Origin of the sequence: Enterobacter cloacae complex sp. SHL021 (assembly GCF_049237765.1) — a bacterium.
Lineage (GTDB): Bacteria > Pseudomonadota > Gammaproteobacteria > Enterobacterales > Enterobacteriaceae > Enterobacter > Enterobacter cloacae.
The window spans coordinates 1-20,873 of sequence record NZ_JBMKJG010000009.1 but is presented as its reverse complement, the minus strand read 5'-3'; the positions used below and the strand labels follow the sequence as shown (position 1 = coordinate 20,873).

The 20,873-nt window shown below is 52.9% G+C and carries 33 protein-coding genes; 7 read left to right on the top strand and 26 right to left on the bottom strand.

The window, feature by feature from the left end; genetic code table 11:
* The 3 genes from dmsB to ACOTZF_RS10830 form a co-directional block, all read right to left on the bottom strand.
* On the bottom strand, positions 1-618 hold the full coding sequence (gene dmsB, locus ACOTZF_RS10840) for a dimethylsulfoxide reductase iron-sulfur subunit DmsB (protein WP_013097316.1): 618 nt from the start codon (positions 616-618) through the stop codon (positions 1-3).
* Between the two features lie 10 nt (positions 619-628).
* Positions 629-3,067, bottom strand: coding sequence for a selenate/tellurate reductase subunit YnfE (ynfE, locus tag ACOTZF_RS10835; protein WP_421636090.1), 2,439 nt, complete (start codon positions 3,065-3,067; stop codon positions 629-631).
* Positions 3,068-3,213: 146 nt separating this feature from the next.
* Positions 3,214-3,507, bottom strand: a complete 294-nt coding sequence (locus tag ACOTZF_RS10830) for a DUF1161 domain-containing protein (RefSeq protein WP_013096796.1) — start codon at positions 3,505-3,507, stop codon at positions 3,214-3,216.
* A gap of 105 nt (positions 3,508-3,612) precedes the next feature.
* On the opposite strand from ACOTZF_RS10830, the gene ACOTZF_RS10825 reads away from it, so the two are divergent.
* Complete coding sequence (locus ACOTZF_RS10825; RefSeq protein WP_095439573.1) at positions 3,613-4,323, top strand: YnfC family lipoprotein; 711 nt, start codon at positions 3,613-3,615, stop codon at positions 4,321-4,323.
* Between the two features lie 17 nt (positions 4,324-4,340).
* On the opposite strand, the gene speG is transcribed toward ACOTZF_RS10825, so the two are convergent.
* Both speG and ACOTZF_RS10815 read right to left on the bottom strand, forming a co-directional pair.
* The gene (gene speG, locus ACOTZF_RS10820) at positions 4,341-4,898 is read right to left on the bottom strand and encodes a spermidine N1-acetyltransferase (RefSeq protein ID WP_013096794.1); all 558 of its coding nucleotides are present in this window, start codon (positions 4,896-4,898) and stop codon (positions 4,341-4,343) included.
* On the bottom strand, positions 4,898-5,236 hold the full coding sequence (locus ACOTZF_RS10815; RefSeq protein WP_013096793.1) for a DUF1283 family protein: 339 nt from the start codon (positions 5,234-5,236) through the stop codon (positions 4,898-4,900). The genes speG and ACOTZF_RS10815 overlap by 1 nt, the downstream gene beginning before the upstream one ends.
* A gap of 153 nt (positions 5,237-5,389) precedes the next feature.
* On the opposite strand from ACOTZF_RS10815, the gene ACOTZF_RS10810 reads away from it, so the two are divergent.
* The 3 genes from ACOTZF_RS10810 to ACOTZF_RS10800 all read left to right on the top strand — a co-directional run bounded on the left by ACOTZF_RS10810 (position 5,390) and on the right by ACOTZF_RS10800 (position 8,076).
* Entirely contained in the window at positions 5,390-5,716 is a 327-nt protein-coding gene (locus tag ACOTZF_RS10810) for a YnfA family protein (RefSeq protein ID WP_029882821.1), read from the top strand.
* A 111-nt stretch (positions 5,717-5,827) separates the two neighbouring features.
* Entirely contained in the window at positions 5,828-7,042 is a 1,215-nt protein-coding gene (gene rspA / locus ACOTZF_RS10805) for a starvation-sensing protein RspA (RefSeq protein WP_013096791.1), read from the top strand.
* A gap of 14 nt (positions 7,043-7,056) precedes the next feature.
* Positions 7,057-8,076 carry a Zn-dependent oxidoreductase gene (locus ACOTZF_RS10800; protein WP_045295919.1) on the top strand — a complete coding sequence of 340 codons (1,020 nt, stop codon included), beginning with the start codon at positions 7,057-7,059 and terminating at the stop codon, positions 8,074-8,076.
* 204 nt (positions 8,077-8,280) lie between these two features.
* Here ACOTZF_RS10800 and ACOTZF_RS10795 read toward each other — a convergent pair whose 3' ends face one another.
* The 19 genes from ACOTZF_RS10795 to ACOTZF_RS10705 all read right to left on the bottom strand — a co-directional run bounded on the left by ACOTZF_RS10795 (position 8,281) and on the right by ACOTZF_RS10705 (position 16,970).
* Entirely contained in the window at positions 8,281-9,561 is a 1,281-nt protein-coding gene (locus tag ACOTZF_RS10795) for a site-specific integrase (protein WP_129318019.1), read from the bottom strand.
* A gap of 32 nt (positions 9,562-9,593) precedes the next feature.
* On the bottom strand, positions 9,594-9,842 hold the full coding sequence (gene xisR / locus ACOTZF_RS10790; RefSeq protein WP_031274995.1) for an excisionase family protein: 249 nt from the start codon (positions 9,840-9,842) through the stop codon (positions 9,594-9,596).
* Between the two features lie 108 nt (positions 9,843-9,950).
* A complete protein-coding gene (locus ACOTZF_RS10785) occupies positions 9,951-10,193 on the bottom strand; it encodes a hypothetical protein (protein ID WP_164989333.1) in 243 nt (80 codons plus the stop codon).
* Positions 10,190-10,429: a DUF4222 domain-containing protein gene (locus ACOTZF_RS10780; RefSeq protein WP_129318017.1), complete on the bottom strand. Its 240-nt coding sequence runs from the start codon at positions 10,427-10,429 to the stop codon at positions 10,190-10,192. Before ACOTZF_RS10780 ends, ACOTZF_RS10785 begins: the two co-directional genes overlap by 4 nt.
* Positions 10,407-10,979, bottom strand: coding sequence for a hypothetical protein (locus ACOTZF_RS10775; protein WP_252007845.1), 573 nt, complete (start codon positions 10,977-10,979; stop codon positions 10,407-10,409). The genes ACOTZF_RS10780 and ACOTZF_RS10775 overlap by 23 nt, the downstream gene beginning before the upstream one ends.
* The gene (locus ACOTZF_RS10770; protein ID WP_222435190.1) at positions 10,976-11,635 is read right to left on the bottom strand and encodes an AP2/ERF family transcription factor; all 660 of its coding nucleotides are present in this window, start codon (positions 11,633-11,635) and stop codon (positions 10,976-10,978) included. Before ACOTZF_RS10770 ends, ACOTZF_RS10775 begins: the two co-directional genes overlap by 4 nt.
* 1 nt (position 11,636) lies before the next feature.
* Entirely contained in the window at positions 11,637-11,855 is a 219-nt protein-coding gene (locus ACOTZF_RS10765; protein ID WP_129318014.1) for a TraR/DksA family transcriptional regulator, read from the bottom strand.
* A gap of 91 nt (positions 11,856-11,946) precedes the next feature.
* Positions 11,947-12,333 (bottom strand): phage protein NinX family protein, encoded by a 387-nt coding sequence (locus ACOTZF_RS10760; RefSeq protein WP_129318013.1) that lies wholly within the window; start codon positions 12,331-12,333, stop codon positions 11,947-11,949.
* Complete coding sequence (locus tag ACOTZF_RS10755) at positions 12,330-12,548, bottom strand: hypothetical protein (RefSeq protein ID WP_129318012.1); 219 nt, start codon at positions 12,546-12,548, stop codon at positions 12,330-12,332. The genes ACOTZF_RS10760 and ACOTZF_RS10755 overlap by 4 nt, the downstream gene beginning before the upstream one ends.
* On the bottom strand, positions 12,545-13,204 hold the full coding sequence (locus ACOTZF_RS10750; protein WP_129318011.1) for an MT-A70 family methyltransferase: 660 nt from the start codon (positions 13,202-13,204) through the stop codon (positions 12,545-12,547). The genes ACOTZF_RS10755 and ACOTZF_RS10750 overlap by 4 nt, the downstream gene beginning before the upstream one ends.
* The gene (locus ACOTZF_RS10745) at positions 13,201-13,353 is read right to left on the bottom strand and encodes a DUF1317 family protein (RefSeq protein WP_047357022.1); all 153 of its coding nucleotides are present in this window, start codon (positions 13,351-13,353) and stop codon (positions 13,201-13,203) included. Before ACOTZF_RS10745 ends, ACOTZF_RS10750 begins: the two co-directional genes overlap by 4 nt.
* Positions 13,350-13,778, bottom strand: a complete 429-nt coding sequence (locus tag ACOTZF_RS10740) for a regulator (RefSeq protein ID WP_129318010.1) — start codon at positions 13,776-13,778, stop codon at positions 13,350-13,352. Before ACOTZF_RS10740 ends, ACOTZF_RS10745 begins: the two co-directional genes overlap by 4 nt.
* 8 nt (positions 13,779-13,786) lie before the next feature.
* Positions 13,787-14,269: a siphovirus Gp157 family protein gene (locus ACOTZF_RS10735; RefSeq protein WP_016042167.1), complete on the bottom strand. Its 483-nt coding sequence runs from the start codon at positions 14,267-14,269 to the stop codon at positions 13,787-13,789.
* On the bottom strand, positions 14,266-15,180 hold the full coding sequence (locus tag ACOTZF_RS10730; protein ID WP_129318009.1) for a recombinase RecT: 915 nt from the start codon (positions 15,178-15,180) through the stop codon (positions 14,266-14,268). The genes ACOTZF_RS10735 and ACOTZF_RS10730 overlap by 4 nt, the downstream gene beginning before the upstream one ends.
* 9 nt (positions 15,181-15,189) lie before the next feature.
* Positions 15,190-15,474, bottom strand: a complete 285-nt coding sequence (gamL, locus tag ACOTZF_RS10725; RefSeq protein WP_025760409.1) for a host nuclease inhibitor GamL — start codon at positions 15,472-15,474, stop codon at positions 15,190-15,192.
* A gap of 78 nt (positions 15,475-15,552) precedes the next feature.
* A complete protein-coding gene (locus ACOTZF_RS10720; protein ID WP_044856894.1) occupies positions 15,553-15,759 on the bottom strand; it encodes a cell division protein FtsZ in 207 nt (68 codons plus the stop codon).
* Complete coding sequence (locus ACOTZF_RS10715) at positions 15,756-15,914, bottom strand: hypothetical protein (RefSeq protein ID WP_048248661.1); 159 nt, start codon at positions 15,912-15,914, stop codon at positions 15,756-15,758. The genes ACOTZF_RS10720 and ACOTZF_RS10715 overlap by 4 nt, the downstream gene beginning before the upstream one ends.
* Positions 15,911-16,141 carry a hypothetical protein gene (locus ACOTZF_RS10710; protein ID WP_129318008.1) on the bottom strand — a complete coding sequence of 77 codons (231 nt, stop codon included), beginning with the start codon at positions 16,139-16,141 and terminating at the stop codon, positions 15,911-15,913. The genes ACOTZF_RS10715 and ACOTZF_RS10710 overlap by 4 nt, the downstream gene beginning before the upstream one ends.
* Before the next feature lie 160 nt (positions 16,142-16,301).
* On the bottom strand, positions 16,302-16,970 hold the full coding sequence (locus ACOTZF_RS10705; protein WP_129318007.1) for an Nmad5 family putative nucleotide modification protein: 669 nt from the start codon (positions 16,968-16,970) through the stop codon (positions 16,302-16,304).
* Between the two features lie 894 nt (positions 16,971-17,864).
* Here ACOTZF_RS10705 and ACOTZF_RS10700 point away from each other — a divergent pair.
* The gene (locus tag ACOTZF_RS10700; protein WP_023313997.1) at positions 17,865-18,062 is read left to right on the top strand and encodes a hypothetical protein; all 198 of its coding nucleotides are present in this window, start codon (positions 17,865-17,867) and stop codon (positions 18,060-18,062) included.
* Positions 18,063-18,206: 144 nt separating this feature from the next.
* On the opposite strand, the gene ACOTZF_RS10695 is transcribed toward ACOTZF_RS10700, so the two are convergent.
* Together ACOTZF_RS10695 and ACOTZF_RS10690 are read right to left on the bottom strand one after the other, a co-directional pair.
* Positions 18,207-18,980, bottom strand: coding sequence for a hypothetical protein (locus tag ACOTZF_RS10695; RefSeq protein WP_032667315.1), 774 nt, complete (start codon positions 18,978-18,980; stop codon positions 18,207-18,209).
* Between the two features lie 141 nt (positions 18,981-19,121).
* Positions 19,122-19,763, bottom strand: a complete 642-nt coding sequence (locus ACOTZF_RS10690) for a LexA family protein (RefSeq protein WP_129318006.1) — start codon at positions 19,761-19,763, stop codon at positions 19,122-19,124.
* Positions 19,764-19,866: 103 nt separating this feature from the next.
* Between ACOTZF_RS10690 and ACOTZF_RS10685 the strand changes: the two genes are divergently transcribed.
* Positions 19,867-20,082 carry a helix-turn-helix domain-containing protein gene (locus tag ACOTZF_RS10685; RefSeq protein WP_006809779.1) on the top strand — a complete coding sequence of 72 codons (216 nt, stop codon included), beginning with the start codon at positions 19,867-19,869 and terminating at the stop codon, positions 20,080-20,082.
* Between the two features lie 30 nt (positions 20,083-20,112).
* Positions 20,113-20,655 (top strand): toxin YdaT family protein, encoded by a 543-nt coding sequence (locus tag ACOTZF_RS10680; protein ID WP_045332366.1) that lies wholly within the window; start codon positions 20,113-20,115, stop codon positions 20,653-20,655.
* Positions 20,656-20,873: the final 218 nt, after the last annotated feature.

Here is a 20,873-nt window from a genome sequence, read left to right as displayed (position 1 = left end):
TCACACCTCCTTCGGGTTTGCCAGATAGCCGGTGGTATCTCCCGTCGGGCGGCTGTTGGCGTTAGGTTTAATCACAATGCTTGGCTTGGTGAAGTGCGCGGACGGCAGTGGCGCGACGGCCGCAAGCTGGCCGTGTTTTTTACGCAGCTCGTCAATCGGGCCGAAGTCGAGCGCGCGCAGCGGACAGGACTCCACGCAAATCGGCTTTTTGCCCTCTGCGACGCGGTCATGGCAGCCGTCGCACTTGGTCATGTGGCCTTTGGCGGCGTTGTACTGCGGCGCACCGTACGGACAGGCCATATGGCAGTAGCGGCAGCCGATGCAGACATCCTCATCCACCACCACAAACCCGTCATCGCGCTTGTGCATTGCCCCGCTCGGGCACACTTTGGTGCAGGCCGGATCTTCACAGTGGTTACAGGCAATCGACAGGTAATAGGCAAAGACGTTCTGATGCCAGACGCCGTTATCCTCCTGCCAGTCGCCGCCCGCGTATTCGTAGATCCGGCGGAAGCTGACGTCCGGGGTCAGGTCTTTGTAATCCTTGCAGGCCAGCTCGCAGGTTTTGCACCCGGTGCAACGGCTGGAGTCAATAAAAAATCCATACTGGGTTGTCATCGGTTACTCCTTACGCCTTCTCGATCTGCACCAGATTGGTGTGCTGCGGGTTGCCTTTTGCCAGCGGTGACGGGCGATGGGTGGTCAACGTGTTGATGCATGAGCCGTGGTCGATCCGATCGCCGTTCATGTTGGCGTCGTGCCAGGCCCCCTGGCCCATCGCGCTGACGCCGGGCATGATGCGCGGGGTGACTTTCGCGGCAATGCGCACTTCGCCGCGGTCGTTAAACACGCGCACCATATCGCCGTTTTGAATACCGCGTTGTGCCGCATCAACCGGATTGAGCCACACCTCCTGACGGCAGGCGGCTTTCAGCACATCCACGTTGCCGTAGCTGGAGTGGGTGCGCGCCTTGAAGTGGAAGCCAAACAGCTGCAGCGGGTATGTTTTACGCTCTGGGGCATCCCAGCCGTCAAACGTTGAGGCGTACACCGGCAGCGGGCTGATGGTTTCATCTTTTTCCAGCTCCCAGGTGGCGGCAATCTCTGCCAGCTTGCTGGAGTAGATTTCAATCTTGCCTGACGGGGTTTTGAGCGGATGGGCATCTGGATCATCGCGGAATTTTTTATACGCCACGAAGTGTCCGTTGGGATCTTTGCGCTTATAAATGCCCATTTTTTTCAGTTCGTCATAGGACGGAAGCTGCGGATCTTTCGCCAGCATTTTGGCGTACAAATACTGCAGCCACTGTGCCTGTGTCCGGCCTTCGGTGAATTTCTGATGGATATCCGGCCCGAGGCGTTTCGCCACTTCGCTCATGATCCAGTAGATGGGCTTACGCTCAAACTTCGGCGCGGTGACGGGCTGCAGGAAAATCAGATAGCCCATATTGCCCGCATAATCGTTCGGGATGATGTCTTCCTGCTCGACGGTCATGAGGTCCGGCAGCAGGATGTCGGCGTATTTCGCCGAAGAGGTCATAAAGTTGTCGATCACCACGATGGTTTCGCACTTGCTTTCGTCCTGCAGAATATCGTGGGTCTTGTTGATGTCGGAGTGCTGGTTGATGATGGTATTACCGGCATAGTTCCAGATGAACTTGATCGGCACATCCAGCTTATCCTTGCAACGCACGCCGTCGCGCAGGGCGGTCATTTCCGGGCCGCGGGCGATGGCATCCGTCCAGCTAAAGCAGGAGATCTGCGTTTTTACCGGGTTTTCCGGCAGCGGCATCCGTTCGATGGTGATGGTATAGGTCGATTCGCGCGCGCCGCTGTTACCGCCGTTGATACCCACGTTGCCGGTTAAGATCGGCAGCATGGCGATGGCGCGCGACGTCAGTTCACCGTTGGCCTGGCGCTGCGGTCCCCAGCCCTGGCAAATATAGGCGGGTTTTGCCGAGCCAATCTCGCGCGCCAGCTTGACGATGCGATCCGCCGGAATACCGGTAATGCGCGAGGCCCACTCCGGGGTTTTTGGCGTATTATCGTCGCCCTGGCCGAGAATATACGCTTTGTAGTGCCCATTAGCAGGCGCGCCTTCCGGCAGCGTTTTTTCGTCATAGCCAACGCAGTATTTATCGAGGAACGGCTGGTCAACCAGATTTTCGTTGATTAATACCCATGCAAGTCCGGCTACCAGCGCGGCATCGGTACCCGGACGAATCGGGATCCATTCATCTTCACGTCCGGCAGCGGTGTCGGTATAACGCGGGTCGATGACGATCATCCGCGCATTTGAGCGTTCACGCGCCTGTTCGAGGTAGTAGGTGATCCCGCCGCCGCTCATACGCGTTTCCGCCGGATTATTGCCGAACATCACCACCAGTTTAGTGTTTTCAATGTCGGAGGTGCTGTTGCCATCATTGCTGTCGTAGGTGTACGGCATCGCGCAGGAAATTTGCGCAGTACTGTAGGTGCCATAGTGGCTCAGGAAGCCGCCGTAACAGTTCATCAGGCGCGCCACCAGCGAGGCGTAAGGGGAAGAGCGGGTGATATTGCCGCCGACAATGCCGGAGGAGTAGTTAATGTACACCGCTTCGTTGCCGTATTTTTCCACTACATTTTTCAGGCTGCGGGTCAGGGTATCCAGCGCTTCATCCCAGGAGATGCGCTCAAATTTACCTTCACCGCGTTTGCCCACGCGCTTCATCGGGTAGTTGAGGCGGTCAGGGTGATTAATGCGACGGCGGATGGAGCGTCCGCGAAGACAGGCGCGCACCTGATGATTGCCGTAGATATCCTCCCCGGTATTATCCGTTTCCACCCAGTAAACTTCGTCGTCACGGACATGCAGGCGCAGCGCGCAGCGGCTGCCGCAGTTGACCGAGCAGGCTCCCCAGACCACTTTATCTTCAGCAGGCTGTACGGCGTTTTGCACTGCAGCAGCGGCGCTTTTCAATCCAAACGGCAACGAAATACCACCGGCGGCAAGCGCCAGAGAACCTATCGCGGTGGACTTAACGAGTGTTCGGCGGCTGATTCCACCGTGATGTTCGACATCGGACATGACTCACCCCATCATTTTAATTGACTATTATTTTCGCCCGTGATTACAACCGGGCTAATGATGGGGTGAGTGTTACTTATTTGGAGGTATTAAATATTAATCCTCATCAATTCAAGGGGGATTGATGCAAGGAAAGTGGTTAAAAATCACTGCGGTTCGCCTTGCGGACTCTCCTGCGCGCCAGCAGCAGCGCCGCTGCCTGTGCGAGTGTACAAAATTTTGAAGGTATCATTGGCACAATGCCCAACAACCTGCGCATCAGGACGATCGGCCTGATCGTTGGGTACGATGTTCAGCGTAAAGCCAGATTCCGGCACGCCGTTGTTAATGATTTTCTGCTGAATGTCGCTTTTTACGCGTTCGCAGGAATCCGGTGCCGCCAGCGCGGCAGTAGAGGCACTCATTAACAGCAGGGCGGTAATCCAGGGTAACCGTTTCATCTGTAGCTCCTTTTCTCTGTGTGTAGATTAATTTTAGCAGGGTTCGTGTAAACAACTGTATTTGCTAATATGATTGGGAATAATCTCCCTGAATCGGTAAATGATGTGAAGAAATACGCAGCGATAACGCTACTGGCCGCGACACTGGTGGGGTGCGACAACAATTCCGCGCCGCTGTCGTTCACGCCTGAGATGGCGAGTTTTTCGAATGAGTTTGATTTTGACCCGCTGCGCGGCCCGGTCAAAGACTTTACCCAGACGCTGTTTAACGACAAGGGCGAGGTCTCCAAACGGGTGACCGGGACGATGTCGACAGAAGGGTGCTTTGATACGCTTGAGCTGCACGATCTTGAAGCGAATACCGGCGTCGCGCTGGTGCTGGATGCCAACTACTACATCGATGCAGAAACCCAGCAGCGAAAAGTGAAACTGCAGGGCAAATGCCAGCTGGCCGAGCTGCCGTCTGCCGGTGTGACGTGGGATACCGATGACAACGGATTTGTGGTCGCGGCGCACGGTAAAGAGATGGAAGTGAAATATCGCTATGACGCGGACGGCTACCCGCTGGGTAAAACCACCATTTCCGGGGATCAGCACTTATCCGTACAGTCGACACCCTCGAAGGATCTGCGCAAAAGAATGGATTACTCGGCCGTGAGTTTACTGAATGACAAACCGCTGGGGAATGTGAAGCAGAGCTGCGATTACGACCGGCACAATAACCCGGTGAGCTGCGACCTGACCATCACCGACGACAGCGTGAAACCCGCGGTTGAGCGCAAGTACAGCATAAAAAACACCATTGAATACTATTGAGAGTAAAGCCGCGCAGGTTACTGCGCGGTAGGTTTCAGCAGGCTGGCACCAGACGGTTTGTGTCCGGCCAGATGCTGGTGCTGGAAAATGCACATGCGAATGGTGTTGCGGTATTCCCCGTTGATAAAGAACTCGTGGATTAGCTCGCCTTCCACCATAAAGCCCAGCTTACGGTAGATATGGATCGCTTTTTCGTTCTCTTTATCGACGATGAGATAGAGCTTGTACAGATTAAGAACGTTAAATCCGTAGTCCATCGCCAGCTTCGCCGCCCGTGAGGCCAGGCCTTTACCCTGATGCTCCGGGGAGATAATGATCTGGAATTCCGCACGACGATGCACGTGGTTGATCTCCACCAGCTCAACCAGCCCGGCTTTTTCGCCTTCACACTCCACCACAAAGCGGCGTTCGCTTTGATCGTGAATGTGTTTATCGTACAGATCGGACAGCTCGACAAACGCCTCGTACGGCTCTTCAAACCAGTAGCGCATCACGCTGGCGTTGTTGTCGAGCTGGTGGACGAAGCGCAAATCTTCGCGCTCCAGCGGACGCAGTTTAACCTCAAGACCCGGCATTACGGTGCTACCGTACGACCCGTGCGACGATCCAGGCAGCGCAGGGTGTTTGGCTCCCAGTAGGCATTAACGTTCGCGCTTTGCTGACACTTATCACGTGCGTCAAAGGCGACATCTTCTTTGTCCCACTCTTTCTCAGCACGCTTGTTCACCTTCTGACGAAGGCTGCGGGTGTCATTCCATTGTTCTTTGTCCATTGCGGCATTCTGGCGGCTCTGCGCGCTATCGCCAGACTCAATAATGAGTTTGCTGGTTTCGGCAGTAGCCGTAGCAGCGAAGGCGAGCGTTGACAGCGCCAGTGCGGCGGTCAGACAAAGGCGTTTGCTTAATGTACTCATAGCGTTTCCTTTTTGAATCGGTGCAGATAATCACGTTACCCTGTTCAGATTCTACACCAAACAGCAATGACGGCATACCCGCGGCGCGGGTATGGAAAAGTAAACCGTATCATCAGGTATGATGGTTAAATAAATCCTCACCTGAAATGAAATATGATCAAAACAACGCTGTTATTTTTTGCCACCGCGCTCTGTGAAATCATCGGCTGCTTCCTTCCCTGGCTCTGGCTGAAGAAAGGGGCAACCGTGTTACTGCTGATCCCGGCGGGCATCGCGCTGGCGCTGTTTGTCTGGCTGTTAACGCTCCATCCGGCGGCCAGTGGTCGCGTCTATGCCGCCTACGGCGGGGTTTATGTCTGCACCGCGCTGCTATGGTTACGCGTGGTCGATGGGGTAAAACTCAGCGCCTACGACTGGGCCGGGGCCCTGATTGCCCTGTGCGGCATGCTGATAATCGTGGCGGGCTGGGGGCGCGCCTGAGCGCCCTGATTTTGTGATCGCTCGCGGATATTTTGATCATTATACTTGTATGGTAGTAGCTCAGTTGCGTAAATTTCCTGCATCACAACATGCGATGTAAGGAAAGGAATTATGAAGATTGTCGGGGCTGAAGTATTTGTCACCTGCCCGGGGCGTAACTTTGTCACCCTTAAAATTACGACCGATGAAGGCATCGTCGGTCTTGGCGATGCCACACTAAACGGACGCGAACTCTCCGTCGCCTCTTACCTGAAAGACCACCTCTGCCCGCAACTGATTGGCCGCGATGCGCACCGCATCGAAGATATCTGGCAGTTTTTCTATAAAGGCGCGTACTGGCGTCGCGGCCCGGTCACCATGTCGGCAATCTCTGCCGTGGATATGGCGCTGTGGGATATCAAAGCCAAAGCCGCCAATATGCCGCTTTACCAGCTACTGGGGGGCGCTTCCCGTGAAGGGGTAATGGTCTACTGCCACACCACCGGGCATACCATTGACGACGTGCTGGAAGATTACGCCCGTCATAAAGAGATGGGCTTTAAGGCGATCCGCGTCCAGTGCGGCGTGCCGGGAATGAAAACCACCTACGGCATGTCCAAAGGAAAAGGGCTGGCGTATGAGCCTGCCACCAAAGGGGACTGGCCGGAAGAGCAGCTGTGGTCCACCGAGAAATACCTCGACTTCACGCCGAAGCTGTTCGACGCGGTGCGCAGTAAATTTGGCTTCAACGAACATCTGCTGCATGACATGCACCACCGCCTGACGCCGATTGAAGCAGCGCGTTTCGGTAAAAGCATCGAAGAATTCCGCATGTTCTGGATGGAAGATCCTACGCCTGCTGAAAACCAGGCGTGCTTCCGCCTGATCCGCCAGCACACCGTCACGCCGATTGCCGTGGGTGAAGTCTTTAACAGCATCTGGGATTGCAAACAGCTGATTGAAGAGCAGCTTATCGACTACATTCGCGCCACCATTACCCATGCAGGCGGGATCACCGGCATGCGTCGTATTGCAGACTTTGCCTCGCTCTACCAGGTGCGGACCGGGTCACACGGCCCGTCCGATCTGTCGCCGATTTGCCATGCTGCCGCGCTGCACTTCGACCTGTGGGTGCCGAACTTCGGCGTGCAGGAATATATGGGCTATTCCGAACAGATGCTTGAAGTCTTCCCGCACAACTGGCGCTTCGACAACGGCTATATGCACCCGGGCGACAAGCCGGGTCTGGGTATTGAGTTCGACGAAAAGCTGGCCGCGAAATACCCGTACGATCCGGCCTACCTGCCTGTGGCTCGTCTTGAAGACGGCACGCTGTGGAACTGGTAAACGAGGAGCGAACGATGAAAAGCGTAGTGATCCAACAGCCCAACCAGCTGGTGATTGAAGAGCGTCCACTCCCGCAACCGGGGGCAGGGGAAGTGCGCGTCAGCATTAAACTTGCCGGGATCTGCGGCTCCGACAGCCATATCTACCGCGGACATAACCCCTTCGCGAAATATCCGCGCGTTATCGGCCACGAATTTTTTGGTGTGATTGACGCCACGGGCGAGGGCGTTGACCCCGGACGCCTGGGGCAGCGGGTTTCCGTTGATCCGGTGATCAGCTGCGGGCACTGCTATCCGTGCTCGGTGGGTAAACCGAACGTGTGTACCTCCCTGGTCGTGCTCGGCGTGCATCGCGACGGCGGTTTTGCGGAATACGCCGTGGTACCGGCGAAAAATGCGTGGCCCATCCCGGACGCCATTCCCGATAAACACGCCGTGATGGTCGAGCCCTTTACCATTGCTGCCAACGTCACCGGGCAGGCAAAACCGACGGAACAGGATATCGCCCTGGTGTATGGCGCGGGCCCGATGGGGCTGGTTACCGTGCAGGCGCTGAAAGGTGTCTACAACGTCAGGCAGGTGATTGTCGTCGACCGCATTGATGAACGGCTGGCGATGGCGCAACGCAGCGGCGCGGACTGGGTCCTGAACAACGGTAATCTTGATTTGCATAAGGCGCTGGAAGAAAAAGGCATCAACCCGACGTTAATCATTGATGCCGCCTGTCATCCGTCGATTCTGCAGGAAGCGATAACCCTGGCTTCCCCGGCGGCACGTATCGTGCTGATGGGCTTTTCCAGCGATCCGAGCCAGATTGTTCAGCAGGGGATCACCGGCAAAGAGCTGTCGATATTCTCCTCGCGCCTGAATGCCAACAAATTCCCGGTCGTGATCGACTGGCTGGAAAAGGGGCTGATCGATCCTGAAAAACTGATTACCCACACCTTTGACTACCACCACGTGACAGACGCCATCGAACTGTTTGAGAAAGACCAGCGGCAGTGCTGCAAAGTCTTGCTCACCTTCGACCAATAATAATTTACGCGGTTAAGAGCCTGCGCAGACAGGCTCTGAGTGGTACGCATCTTACCTTGCAGAGATAGCCATTATGACTCAAGCACAACCTCAAAGAACGACTTCAGATCTGGTGAAAGCTGCCGTATCCGGCTGGCTGGGTACCGCGCTGGAGTTTATGGATTTCAAGTTTTATTAGGATTAACGTGCTGAAACAGAAGGGAATTACACGACTCTTAAAGTTGCATGGGGCACTGATGGGGCAAACTCACTCAATTTTGAGTTCAACAGCGCTACCTGCGCATCGTTATTCTCTGACATCCATTTCCCGTAAACCTGGAAAACCATCTGCGCATCAGCATGACCCATTTGCGAAGCAATGAATGCAGGGTTGGCTCCAGCCGTCAATGACCAACAAGCATATGTGTGACGTGACTGATAAGATTTCCTGTGACGAATTCCTGCACGCTTTACTGCCGTATCCCATGTCTGCCTGACCGAATCGACCGTGAAGTGATCGCCACATACACCCGTTCTTGAAGTTACGGATGGGAGAAAAACAAACGTGCATTTGTGCTTCTCTTTTTTACCGTACTCTCGAAGGTGAACATCAATCATGTGCTCATTGCCAAGCCTGGTGATTTCAAGTTGGCTCTTCAGAGCTTCAATTGCAGGTTCGATAAGGTGTATTACCCTGTTTGTGCCCGCCTGAGTCTTGGGAGCGGTAAATTTATCCTGCGCCAGATTCCTCCTTATCATCATCGTGCCAGCCTTAAGGTCGATATCCTCCCATCCCAAAGCGCACAGCTCGCCCGGTCGGATTCCTGTGTATACAGAAAGAGACCACATGTTTTTTGCTTGCTGACTGCGACACGCCTCTATGAGCCTGACAAACTCTTCCCTTGATAGCGGATCCGGTACGACTCGTGACTCTCTTAATGGCGATATTCCCTTGAATGGTGTGTCATCGAGATACCCGTTTTCAACGCCAAACTGAAAGATGGCGAAAAGGTTAGTCATGTAGTTATTGGCCGTCACAGCAGAACGCCCTGGCTCAGTAACTACATACTGAGTTTTCGGAAGCTGATAACCGGTCAACAATTCCTTCCTTACCTCAAGAATCCTTTCTTTACTTATCGACGATGCGATTGTCTTCTCACCGAGAATGAGCAGAACGTTTTTGATTATCGTCCGGTATGTCTTAATCGACGTTGATGCGACATCAGTCTCTTTAAGTGATAAATACTTCTCTGCAAGTTCTCCTATGGTTAGCGCCTTACTCACCTCACCAAATCGCTGAAGGTTAGGGGAGTTTGGAAACTGTGATGCATAGTTGAAAGTTCCCGTCTTTACTGCGTAGACAATGCTTGTACGCAGCTCTCCGGCAATCTTTCTGTTCTTCGCCGTATCAGGTACACTAAGACTTTCCCTTACCCTGACACCGTTATAGATAAACCACAGGCGCAGCGTGCCCCCGTGGTTTTCAACCCCGGTTGGATACTTCATGCATCTTCCTCTTTGGTTAATCGAAGGGGTATTTAAGCAGATTTCTTGCGGGGAATCGCGGGTTGCTGACGCTCAACCCATTTGTCGACTTCGTGGCGGTTGTAGAGGATAGGGGAGTTGTCCTTCGGCTGGCAGTCGCATGAGTAATGGCGGTACTCTTTTCCCTCCATCCATGACGTTTCTCTGGCTAATCTGATCGCGTTTTTGGTCAGGCCGGTAATCGCCATCAGAACCTTCTCTGATACCCACTTATTGGGGACAAGCTGAATCATATCGCTCATGGTTTTCTCCAGGCAAAAAGAAGCCGCCCGTAGGCGGCAATAACATCAAGGGATGTGAGGGGGTGCTTTCGCACCCAATAGCCAGCTCATAACTGGCTATCAGTTGCATCAGCCGTCTTCATCTTCGTCCCAATCCTCGTCGTAATATGGCGAGGCGAGAAGTGGGTTAGTTGCTGAGAGAATCTCTCCGGCGGCACCCTGGCGCTGAAGTCGACGAAGCGCTTCGTATAGCTCGAAAGCTTCGGTTCGCTCATCACCAATATCGAGGGAGCACGCCACTTTGTGCGCCTCGGTGACCAGGGTTGATAGCTGGTTTCGGATGTCATGAATGGTGCTCATAGTTCTCCTCATGCCGCACGCTGGGCGCGCAGCTTCTTCAGGTGTTCTGCTGTTTCGATTTCTTCGGCGATCCGCTCAGCCTGTGCTTTGGTCAGCGGCTCGAAATCCTGGTTAAAGCGGCCCATGCTGGCGATGCAGGTGCGGCCGTTGCGGATGTAGTGGATGACTTCGTGGGTAGCGCGAAGGATTTTGCAGGGCGCGCCGTGGGGATCGGCGTACCAGGTATTAGGCTGGATTATCCTGAACATTGGGCACCACCTTAAATTCGATTACCCAGACCCAGGGGTTGGCCTGCCAGTTTTCTTCCCCGTAGATGGACTTCCACAGATCTTCCCACACCTGAAAGCCATAAGTGGCAGGGCGGAAGTCATAAAGACCACAGCCGATTTCTTTACAGATATCCCCAAGGGTAATGGCCTGCAATCGCTCAACTCGCACACCGGTAATTTCCAGCATTAGGCGACTGGCCCAGCGCGGCATGTGAATTGATGGACGCCATCTTCCTTCTTCCGGCCAGTCTGCAGGTGGCGTAGCTCGGTAAGCCATATCGTGGCTATCTTGGTCAATGTTGTAGCGCGCCCAAGTCTCACGCACCCAGATGCGATCACCTGGTTTACCGTGTGGACTGTTTCTGTAATTTCCCGCCGATAACTCACCAGCCAATTCATTGCCAGATAATTCGCACATTGCATCTCTATCAATGTGTGGGACCTTCACTGGCCGCCGCGTCTGCGTCTTGCCGCCGTCGAGGATGGCGCGCACCATCTCGCCGTTAAAAATCATTCCGCGCTCTTTCACTGGATCCCCCTCTGCTTGCGCATTAGCTCAAACTCCTCAAGAACCTTTTCCTTTGCTTTCTGGTAGGCCTCGGAAGCAGCTTCTTCTGTATCGTAATCACCAAGATAAATGTCTTTGTAATTGACAGTTATCCTTGCTGACCACCTACCTGATGGACGTTGAGTTACACCAACAAATCGAGATTTGCTTCCCTTCAATTTCCTTCTGTTCAACTGCTGTTCGGATGGCGTGGCCCAACGACAATTTTCCGGTGAATACCCCTTGTCATTATCGATGCGATCCAGCGTAAGGCCATCAGGACGAGCGCCCATATCAGCGTAAAACGAGCTGAAGTCATGCCATTGATGACAGACAGTTATTCCTCTCCCGCCATAATCCTTGTATCTCTTATCTTTAGGGTTTTCGCATCTATGTAACATCAACTCCCAAATCCTATATTCTGAAGAACTCGACATTCCGTGAGTTCTTTTTGCTTCAATCTTTAAGCAGCCACATGATTTTGTGTGACCACTTTTAACGAAAGAAAGGCGAATAATTTTAGTGCTACCGCAATCACAAGAAAATTTACCCTTATAAACCCCTTTTTCATCTTTGGGGAAAGGCTCAATTAGCGTGAGCATGCCCACCTTTTCCCCAACATCAAATTTCACGCGCATATCATTTCCCCACCTGTTTCAACCGTAGTTCGTTATCACTGGCGCAACTAACGCAGGTCTGGCAGCCGGGCACGGCAGCGCGCCGCGGCTCGGGGATCGGTTCGTCGCATTCTTCACAACGTTCAGCTGATACAGCGTTGCGGTTGATCCGGTGAGCGGAAAGGGCGGCGTTACGCTGAAGCTCTTCAATCTCTGCTGCTGTGTCGATGATATCGGCCATTGTCAATGCTCCCGGAACTGTCGGTTAATACGGTTGAAGGTGAACGCCAGCAATAAAAAAGGCCGCGATAGCGACCTGGTGATTAGTGCCTTCATGCTGGCTCCTTTACGGCTAACTCGTCCGGTATGTCCACTTCATCGCCGAGCTTTGCAAATACAACAGCGCGGCAAATGGCTGTGCGTGGGTTATCAGCAACCAGACCCCGGCGTCGGCCTGGCGAAACCAGTTCATTAACCCCAACCCAGTGGTACAACTTGCCAGTAGCTGGTTCTGCTGACTGATAGCAGCTGATGGATAAGCTCTCCATCATTGGTCCGCATTGAGCCCATTCCGTTGAGGGGCTCCAGGTGAACCACACATCGCGCTCTTCAAACCAAAGACACCCGGTATCAGCTTCAAAATCCACCTTCTGACCGGTTGCTAGCGCTGCTGCATAATCAAGCTGGATGCCTACTAAATCTTCAGTCTTAACCTTCACGATTCAACTCCAAAGCGGCGATTAAGCCTGCCTGTGTATACGACTAACTCCAGGAGGCTAACTCCCAGAGCTTCAATTTTCTTGTGATGCTTGTTGATGATGGGAGGCACCGTTTCGTTCCAGTTTGGTTTTGGCTTCTTTCGCATGGCCTGCTGGATTTCCTCGGTGCAGCGGCGACAGGCGGTGCGGATGGCGTTGTCTATTTCTGACTTCATGCGGCCTCCGTTTTCACAACATCGATGGCGCAGCCAGGCAGCAGTTCCACCGCGGAGGTGGCACACTGATTTCCCCAGTGATCCCAGCCCGGCGCCGCGCTGCGGCTAAACAGCTCAATGCGCGGCACATCGCCGTAAAGCAGCTCCAGCCGGTGGCGTACTTCCCACGGCTTTTCACTGTGTGCGCCGAGCTGGCTGTAGACCACCTGCTTAATCCCGGCGTGCTTACGTTCCAGCCCGGCGCCGCGGGTGGCAATCAACAGGTCTTCGGTATTGGCCCGGGTGTGGTTGCCGCCGTTCATGCGCGTCTCGGCGTTAAGCAGATCGAGGAAGTCGTAAAAGTCGGTGATTTCACCCTCGGCCAGCGCCTTGTTGATGCGCAATTCCGCGTTCTGATTCAGCTTCACCCAGGTAAAGCCCTTCATGGTGCGAACGGTGAAGCCCCAGGCCTCGGCCAGTTCGATAGCTTCCTGGTTATGCGTGCCGGTGTACCACATCGCCAGCACAGCGTTTTCGGCGGCAAGTTCCCAGACTGGCAGGCGTTTGATGTCGATTAGCTTCATGGTGGAATAGTGGTCGGCAGCAGCGCCGTTGCTGATGGTGTTGCCGTAAGACCAGGGCGGATCGACATACAGAAGTGAGTATTTCGCTGTCATGCCGCCTCCTGCCTTTCCCGATATTCCTCAGCGAGCCGCTGCGCCTTTAATGGATTGCTGACCACTTCACCCCATGGCATTAGCCAGCCGTTACCAATGAAGGGAAGGCACAGTGTGCCAACCATGATGTCGTCGTGAGCGTGAGTCATAGGATGGACTCCATTTCGTCGATGTAGAGGCCCTGAGCAATCAGGCGGCTACGGCGGGCGGCACGTTCAATGCACTCCTGCCGCCTGCCTTCCTGCGATTGTTCGATGGCGCGCCGGGTGAAAAGGCGCGATTTACCTTGCGGTGTTACGACCTTTGGCTTGCTGGCCAGGCTAAATTTCCGGTCACAGATGCCGTCCTCGTTGAGCCATTTTTCCGACTCAACGATCTGAGCTATCTGTCCGGAGCCGCGGGTAATGCCGTTGGCGACCCGGTTAAACTCGATGAGCGTTACGCCAAACTTCTCGGCGATTTCGCTGCCTGTTACCGGGCGGCCGCGCGTCTGAATCATCCAGATAACGCGCTCACGGAGGCCGGAGAATTGCCCGGTTCGCCCGGGCCTGCGGTAGAAGGGTGTGCGTTTCATGGCTGCACCTACTTGATGATGAGTGAAGGTTTGCCGAGTTTTATTTGCGCGCCAGGTACATCCACGCCAGCTTCTATTTGGTGTTTGATAGCCAATTTGTCTGGCTTGATGCTCGTCTCGTATTCGACGAATTCAGGAGGAAGTGCGCTGGCATCTGTAATCTCTACTGACTTGGAAGGCGCGCGAACCGTTACCTGATGAATGCCTGCCTTCAGTGATTTCTTTCCTGCTGTTTCGAGGGAGGTGGCCACATAATCTTTCATGCTCGACACACGGTTTTCTGCGGCTTTTGCGCGCTCTGCAAGACGCTTGCTTTCTTCTCTCAGCGCCTCGGCATAAGCAGATTCGTTTTTGCAGACAGCAAGGATCTGCTCGACCTTTGCTTCCAGCTCCCACTCAATGCCATCAAGGGTGTCGGCTATCATTTCAGGCTCCATGCCTGAATCAGTCAGCTTTGCGAAATCATTGGCGATCTGGTAAAGAGCTGTCATTGCGTAACCTCTTCGAATTTTGCTTTGCACTTGGCATAGACGGCCTGAACCTCTTGTTGAAGCTGCATTCCGACCGTCATTTTGTAAGCTGCCTGGAAGTGAGCTTTGAGAGCATGCATGTTTTTCGCCTGCTTCATGTCCTCACATAGTGACTGGATGGTGTTGATAAGTTCCTGTTTTGCGTTTTCTTCTGACTGGATGATTTCGCTTTCAGGGGTGTAGGGCATAACTGGCTCGGTGTATATGCCTTCGCTTTCGTTGAGCACATCGACGGCATTATCCAGTCGGTCGGCACGCGGCCAGTATTTATAGGCTCTCTTGACGATCGTCTTCCTGGCCATCTCAGACCAGAAGTTGACCCATGGGCCTTTTGGCGATGTTCCCGCTTTGCTCACTTTCCTGATTTCTTCTATCTCAGCGAGACTCATCTCTTCAGTGAGATAGTCGCCATCAGCGGTTTTAACTGTGCAGTAGCCACCGATAACTGCACCGCGAGCGTCAGGCGTGGCAAAAGGGTTGTATTTATGAGCTGGCGCCTTATCGAGACCTAATGTCTCGTAGTCGTCGCTTGCATGAACTAGCTTGCACTGACCCCACTTGATGACGCCAGCCGACTGGGCGATGTGTAGAAGGCCCATATAGCTGATATCGAGGCAGACCATACCGTCGCGCGGAACCAGATAAGCCAGTTTGCTGGCAGGGTTCAGGCTAATGCCGACAGCTGCAACGTTGATAATCGCGTTCTGGGCGCTGGTGGGGTTGGCAATCGCCGTTTCTGCCAGTTTTTGATTGCGCTGGAATAACTGGATGGCGAACTGGCATTCCTTTGCCCAAGTCAGAGACTGGTCGGTAAGGGCTCCGACAAATAGCGGCTCCTGCTCCTTAACGAACTGAATCAGATCGAAACTCATAAACCCTCCTTAGAACGGGCAGCCGGTCCGGTGTTCCCAGTCGTATTCCGCCTGGGCGTAAGCAACTGCAGAAATGAAATCGTTGTAGGCCTCGCCAGCTTTATCGCTGCGAAGTCCTTCGTATGGACTGGCGTCAATCGGTACGGAGAAGTGGAAGAGGCCGGACGGCTCTTTTGGCATCATGTCGATGATTTGTTGCGCCCGGTCGTCGATCCACTTCTCTTTCTCGTCGGTGAGCTGTTGCTCAACCCAGCGCCGATCTTCGATGCGGTCGTAAGTGAGGTATGCGTTCATGGCTGAACTCCTGAAATTTGGATGTGCAGATCCCGCCCGCAGAAAGCCAGGCCGATCGGTCGAACAGGGTGGTTGGTATCAGTGAACCATTGGCTCGCCGCGCTCATTCAGCAGCACAACGACGGAATCACTTTTGATGATGGTTTTTTCGAAGATGTTGAAGGCGTACAGGCCTTTCTCAACGTTCGCAGAGGCGCGATAAGTTTTGCCGTGGTGTTGCAGCATTGTGCCCGGTAAAACCTCGCCACGTGGCACTGATGCGGTGCCGTAGTGCATTCCAATCATACCTTCACCTCAACCTGTTTCAGGAGGCCTGCCAGCTTCATGTGCCAGCGATTCAACGTGAGCTTTTCGCGCGGGTTCGATACCGACGTAAGCTGCCACTCGTTATCGTTGAGCTTTTTGGCGGTGTACTGCTTTCCGTTGTGGGTGACTGTCATGATGCCTCCCTGGCGCGGAGCATTGCGTCGGCAAGCATGTATGAGTGCTTCGCAACTTCATCGGCATTGCCGGCAACAATAGGGTGAGTGCACGACTCCGGATAACTTGCCAGCCAGCCAGACAATGCTTTTGCAGCGAAGTAATCGCGTAACGTCATGCCCTCGATAGGATAATTGTGCTCACTACCTGCGACCGGAAATGCCGGGCCGCCGTTGCTATTGGTCATAAATCCTCTTGGCCTTATCGCGGCGAACGGAACGGTTAATACAAGACTTCAACGCATTTATTCAGTGTTTCAATGGGCGGTGGATGGCCGCCGGTTGTCATAAATGGGCAGACTCGAAAATCTGCCTATGTATGGCCGATAAAAAACCCGCCGGAGCGGGTCATTCATTCTTTGGTATGCCGCAAAGGGCGTTTAGCGTTTCAACGGGAATGGCAAGTGCGGTGCTGGTCGCTTCACGGCGTTCCACCTCAGGCAAATATGGCACTGCCTCAGGCCACATCTCAGCCAGTTTTTTAACAGTTGAGACTTTGGTTAGAGCACCTTTAACCTGCAATTGGAAGGCATCAACTTCATCGTAAAGAACGTTGATGATTACCGTCGATTCAGTAAGTCGGTCGTGTAATTTTCCAACCTTCTTCAGCGTGCTGTAACTTTCAGGAACGAAACCCGAATCAACTACAGGAGCGAAGGAAGTTCCGAAGAACAGGTCACTTTCAAGATCGTGCTTACCAATATGTTTTCCACGGTGGCGATAGCGATGATCCAAACCGTTCCTGGCTAATTCGTGATACTCACCATTGATAATGACCTTCAAAATTGCAGTTTTAGCGGCGACCTGCATCTTGATGAACGAGTTATCTTTGAAATCTTCCCGAGCCTTAGTTATTTGCTCATCGCTAGTGTTTTCCTGCTTGAGCAATGCCTGTCGAATTTCTTCAACAATTTTCGCCCTGTCATTAACCGCCGCTTTCGCTTTCTCAAATAATGGGGATGCGAGAAGCAGGTTATGGCATAGCTGATTCTTAATTTCGTTGTTAAGACGAATCATTTACTTACCCTCTGTCGTTACCCGCTGATGCGGGAGAAATGCTTTGGTGGTGTGGTGGCTGGAGTCGAACCAGCTTCCATCGGTGCGCTGCCGATTGGGTTACGCGCGCCTTGCGGATTTCATCGCGAATTTTTTCCGCAAGCCTATTCCCTAGCTCGCCGTTGAGCTTCACCACACCCCAAAACATTCCAGAAATTGCCCCTGAATCGGCAGGGACGACCGGGCTTAAATTAGGTTTATGTCCCTACAACCCATCACCTGAAATGATGTGCCTCAGCGCCACTTGAGCGCGTTAAGCTGGTTGAGATAGCGATCTGCTTGCTTTCTGAAGGTTCTCGCTGCGTTCTTGCGTTACGGCTAAGCCATACCGTTAGCAATAGGGACAGGATGAGCAGGCTTTGCATGTTCTTCCTGTTTGGAGCTGTAAGTCATTCCTCGATGTTGGTTTTCAGTCGTCACTGTTACCTGTTACATAACTCCTCCGATACGGTGCGCCGCGTCGAAAAGGGTGGCAGCGGCTAGCCATTTGAACGTGATGCCCAGTCGGGCGTGAAAGATTCTGTGATTCAGCACAGCCCACTCAGCTTCGAATGGACTGGAATAAATCTTTTTTTCGCTTTGCCATAATTGCCGCTCCTCCTGAGCCCGCCTATGGTCCGACGCATGGTTTACTGTCGCGCCGTTCGACTTACCGAATCTCCACTTCGCCGCTGGCTAACTTCGCTCAGCTGTCGATGTTTCGTTTCGATGGGTGGATAATCACATATTGTGTTTTATTGGTCAACACGAATTGTGATTAATGATGACAACAAAGCGTGTTGTTGCTGATTTGAAAGGGAATTTATTTTTTTAAATACCAGTGCTACGCTTAAAAAAACAGCAGGAGGGATGTGCATGGTTCTGGATGAAGAGCGTATAAGCATGAAAATTCAGGCGATGGGGCGGGCGGTGATGGAATTGTCACTGGCTGATTTACCCATGACCCAGCAAAACATCATCGACAAGCTGAAGCAGTACCGGAAGGAAACAGGAAACGTGATAGGGAAGGGAGCTAACAGGGATGCTGCGGAGTTGGTGAGGAAGGGGCAATAAAAAAGCCCGCACGGGCGGGCAGGTAGTGTTGCGATAGTTATTGTTATCAGCTTCAGGCTGGATAGTTATCGGCAGAATGGGGGTCGGCTTTATGGGTGGGCAATAAAAAACCCGGCGCGGTGGCCGGGTTTAGTTCTGAGGGGGTTAAGCCTGCTCAGCCTCGTCTCTCCGGATGCTATCAATTGCAGCATCGAGACGTGACAGTGATTTTGCAGTCCAGTTAACAGTCTTCCCACCCGTTGGAGCGCAGGGTGTTATGTCACCATTAGCAATCAACTGGCGAATGTGTGAAACTTCGTTTTCTGTGATCGGCACTGGCTGACTTAACAGGTTATTAGTATCCATGATCATCCCCTTATGTAAAAGCGCTTCAGCAACATCTGAAATCAAGAGCTTGCTTGTTTCGATGTTCATACTGCCGCTATTAAAATCAACATATCTAACTTCGCCGCCAGTCCGAATATCATTCGCCTTTGCAGCATCGATGGAAGTTCTTGCGCAACCAGTTTTTTGCCAAGTTCCGCCAGCATAAGGTGCCCCGGTACCGGCAAAAACAGCATTGGTAATAATCTGACCGTTTTCATCGATATATTGAGCTGCTAACATTTCGCCAATATCAAAGATGATAGTGTTAGTTGAGATCTTGACGATGTGAAGAGTTATTGCTTCGCTGCCATCAATCAAGATAGGTGGCCTTGGCTCGCTTAAGTCTGTGGCCCACCACTCTTTCCAGTGCTGAATTAAAAGTCCATTACCAGCCAGGGTAAGAACATGATCGTCGCGGACTGCCATTTTACCGAACCCGGTATCATCCACATATGCGACGTGCCCTGGATAACCTAGATCATCCAAGCCTCTGGACCAACGCGAGTCCGTTGCAACTAAACGATTCACACGGTCATAAATAGTTGTAGTCATTATAGACGCTCTCAGCATCAAGGTTGTGCGATTCTACAGTAATCAGAGAATTCTTCTAATCGATAATACTTATCGGTAAAGTAACTTTTACTTTAACGATTGATTAAAACTGCATTTAAGAGATTGATAGAAGCATAAGGATTAAATCAGCCGCATCTTCGTCTCTACAGCAACACCGATAATTCGACAGTTACCATTCACCGCTACCAATGGCCACTGTGGATTTAAACCCTTCAGGTACTTCTGCGCACCGTCGATCACTAACTTCTTAAATGTTGCCTCGTTCGAATCGGATAGCTTTGCTATTACCAGACTGCCGTTGATTGCCTCGCGCCCAGTATCGAAGAGGACAAAGGTTCCTTCTGGGATGCTAAGACCCGCCGGTGCTGTCATTGAGTCACCATCAACCTGCAGCCAGAACGCCTCCCCCTGAATGTGAGCATCTGATTCAAGCCAAAGGTCGATATCTTTAAGGGTGTACGGCTCAACAGCTTCACACCAGGCGCCCGCCTGAACTTTGCTAATAACTGGGTATTTATCACCTGGCTTGTAAGAGCCTTTGTAGTCATCGCCAAAAAGCAGCTCGGCAGGCGCAACCCCCAGCGCCTTAGCTATTACAGTTGCATCATCAACGCTAACGCTCCTGGTGCCTGATTCGTAATTCCCTATGCGTGACTGCGAGGCCCACCCGCAAAGCTCTGCGAGAGCCTTTTGTGACAGCCCTTTATCTTCGCGAAGTCGCTTAATGCGGCCCGCTATATCTTCGATTCTATTCATTCTCATTTTGTATCACGCGCCGTGTTAAAAAGCTTTACACGAATTGTGTTGATTAATAATCACGAATTGTGTTTAATGATGCTGAGTGACCATTCTTGAAAGGATCAGCATGAACAATATCGCCAACGAACGTAAGAAGCTTGGCATCACTCAATCAGAGTTAGCAGGTTCGTGCGGCTGGAACCAGTCCCGCCTTGCTAACTATGAAGCTGGCATACGAGCACCAGACCTGGATTCGTGCCGCCGCCTGGTTGACGCGATGAATAAGCTGGGGAGCAATACATCTCTCGATGCGTTGTTCCCACCAAAAAATAATGCCGCCTGATTGGCGGCCCTAACCACGAAAGGGAAAGCAATGCATTCACTTGCGTATCAACACAATACCGGAATACACCCGGGAGCGGTGATAAATCGCGCTCAACCTAAGGCGGCGCCAGACCACGAAAAGATCCGCGATGCGGTCCGGGCATGGTCGTCGGCGCTGGACAATCAGGACGTCGTTTCGGCGCTGATCATCAACGAGTACCGGGAGCAGGGCGGGACCGCCATCAGCTTCCCGGAAGACATCAGCCGGGCACGCCAGAAACTCTTTCGCTTCCTGGATAACCGCTTCGACTCTGAGCAGTACCGCGAGAACGTGCGCCAGCTGACGCCCGCAATCATGGCGGTCCTGCCGGTTGAGTATCGAACTCGCCTGATCGGCGCCGATTGCAAAATGTCTCGCCTTGCTGAAGCCGAGAAAGAACTCGCAGAGGCTAAGCAGGCCGTGCTGCTGGACGCTCCAGAGCATCAGAAGCTGAAAGAGGTAAGCGAGGGAATAGCGTCGCTGTTCCGCCTCATGCCGGAGCAGGTAGGCCCGCTGATGACGATGGTCACGTCGATGCTGGGGGTTATGTGAGAACTACAAAAATGGCGAAAGCCGGTCTGCGCGAACAGAACCGACTTTCAGGTGCAAATGCAGATAACAAGTGCGAGGTCATTATGACAAATGCTAATCCAAAACGCCAGGCGCAGGAGGTTTTGTCAACAACGGGTAAAAAGTGATCCACTTACCGCCACCACCAACGGTTTAATATTGATCCACCTTGTTTACTCAGGATTAGCTTCAGCTATAAC

Excerpts from the sequence above, each read along its gene's own strand:
- ACOTZF_RS10710 (WP_129318008.1), bottom strand. The coding sequence starts at position 16,141 with ATGACCAATAGCAACGGCGGCCCGGCATTTCCGGTCGCAGGTAGTGAG.
- ACOTZF_RS10830 (WP_013096796.1), bottom strand. The coding sequence starts at position 3,507 with ATGAAACGGTTACCCTGGATTACCGCCCTGCTGTTAATGAGTGCCTCT.
- ACOTZF_RS10730 (WP_129318009.1), bottom strand. The coding sequence starts at position 15,180 with ATGAGTTTCGATCTGATTCAGTTCGTTAAGGAGCAGGAGCCGCTATTT.
- ACOTZF_RS10680 (WP_045332366.1), top strand. The coding sequence starts at position 20,113 with ATGCATTCACTTGCGTATCAACACAATACCGGAATACACCCGGGAGCG.
- ACOTZF_RS10700 (WP_023313997.1), top strand. The coding sequence starts at position 17,865 with ATGGTTCTGGATGAAGAGCGTATAAGCATGAAAATTCAGGCGATGGGG.
- ACOTZF_RS10795 (WP_129318019.1), bottom strand. The coding sequence starts at position 9,561 with ATGAAGTATCCAACCGGGGTTGAAAACCACGGGGGCACGCTGCGCCTG.
- ACOTZF_RS10740 (WP_129318010.1), bottom strand. The coding sequence starts at position 13,778 with ATGAAACGCACACCCTTCTACCGCAGGCCCGGGCGAACCGGGCAATTC.
- ACOTZF_RS10720 (WP_044856894.1), bottom strand. The coding sequence starts at position 15,759 with ATGATTGGAATGCACTACGGCACCGCATCAGTGCCACGTGGCGAGGTT.
- ACOTZF_RS10785 (WP_164989333.1), bottom strand. The coding sequence starts at position 10,193 with ATGAGGAGAACTATGAGCACCATTCATGACATCCGAAACCAGCTATCA.
- ACOTZF_RS10735 (WP_016042167.1), bottom strand. The coding sequence starts at position 14,269 with ATGACAGCTCTTTACCAGATCGCCAATGATTTCGCAAAGCTGACTGAT.
- gamL (WP_025760409.1), bottom strand. The coding sequence starts at position 15,474 with ATGAACGCATACCTCACTTACGACCGCATCGAAGATCGGCGCTGGGTT.
- ACOTZF_RS10695 (WP_032667315.1), bottom strand. The coding sequence starts at position 18,980 with ATGACTACAACTATTTATGACCGTGTGAATCGTTTAGTTGCAACGGAC.
- ACOTZF_RS10750 (WP_129318011.1), bottom strand. The coding sequence starts at position 13,204 with ATGACAGCGAAATACTCACTTCTGTATGTCGATCCGCCCTGGTCTTAC.
- ACOTZF_RS10765 (WP_129318014.1), bottom strand. The coding sequence starts at position 11,855 with ATGGCCGATATCATCGACACAGCAGCAGAGATTGAAGAGCTTCAGCGT.
- ACOTZF_RS10705 (WP_129318007.1), bottom strand. The coding sequence starts at position 16,970 with ATGATTCGTCTTAACAACGAAATTAAGAATCAGCTATGCCATAACCTG.
- dmsB (WP_013097316.1), bottom strand. The coding sequence starts at position 618 with ATGACAACCCAGTATGGATTTTTTATTGACTCCAGCCGTTGCACCGGG.
- speG (WP_013096794.1), bottom strand. The coding sequence starts at position 4,898 with ATGCCGGGTCTTGAGGTTAAACTGCGTCCGCTGGAGCGCGAAGATTTG.
- ynfE (WP_421636090.1), bottom strand. The coding sequence starts at position 3,067 with ATGTCCGATGTCGAACATCACGGTGGAATCAGCCGCCGAACACTCGTT.
- ACOTZF_RS10690 (WP_129318006.1), bottom strand. The coding sequence starts at position 19,763 with ATGAGAATGAATAGAATCGAAGATATAGCGGGCCGCATTAAGCGACTT.
- ACOTZF_RS10745 (WP_047357022.1), bottom strand. The coding sequence starts at position 13,353 with ATGACTCACGCTCACGACGACATCATGGTTGGCACACTGTGCCTTCCC.
- ACOTZF_RS10800 (WP_045295919.1), top strand. The coding sequence starts at position 7,057 with ATGAAAAGCGTAGTGATCCAACAGCCCAACCAGCTGGTGATTGAAGAG.
- ACOTZF_RS10810 (WP_029882821.1), top strand. The coding sequence starts at position 5,390 with ATGATCAAAACAACGCTGTTATTTTTTGCCACCGCGCTCTGTGAAATC.
- ACOTZF_RS10770 (WP_222435190.1), bottom strand. The coding sequence starts at position 11,635 with ATGCGCGTGAAATTTGATGTTGGGGAAAAGGTGGGCATGCTCACGCTA.
- ACOTZF_RS10685 (WP_006809779.1), top strand. The coding sequence starts at position 19,867 with ATGAACAATATCGCCAACGAACGTAAGAAGCTTGGCATCACTCAATCA.
- xisR (WP_031274995.1), bottom strand. The coding sequence starts at position 9,842 with ATGAGCGATATGATTCAGCTTGTCCCCAATAAGTGGGTATCAGAGAAG.
- ACOTZF_RS10755 (WP_129318012.1), bottom strand. The coding sequence starts at position 12,548 with ATGAAGTCAGAAATAGACAACGCCATCCGCACCGCCTGTCGCCGCTGC.
- rspA (WP_013096791.1), top strand. The coding sequence starts at position 5,828 with ATGAAGATTGTCGGGGCTGAAGTATTTGTCACCTGCCCGGGGCGTAAC.
- ACOTZF_RS10780 (WP_129318017.1), bottom strand. The coding sequence starts at position 10,429 with ATGTTCAGGATAATCCAGCCTAATACCTGGTACGCCGATCCCCACGGC.
- ACOTZF_RS10815 (WP_013096793.1), bottom strand. The coding sequence starts at position 5,236 with ATGAGTACATTAAGCAAACGCCTTTGTCTGACCGCCGCACTGGCGCTG.
- ACOTZF_RS10715 (WP_048248661.1), bottom strand. The coding sequence starts at position 15,914 with ATGACAGTCACCCACAACGGAAAGCAGTACACCGCCAAAAAGCTCAAC.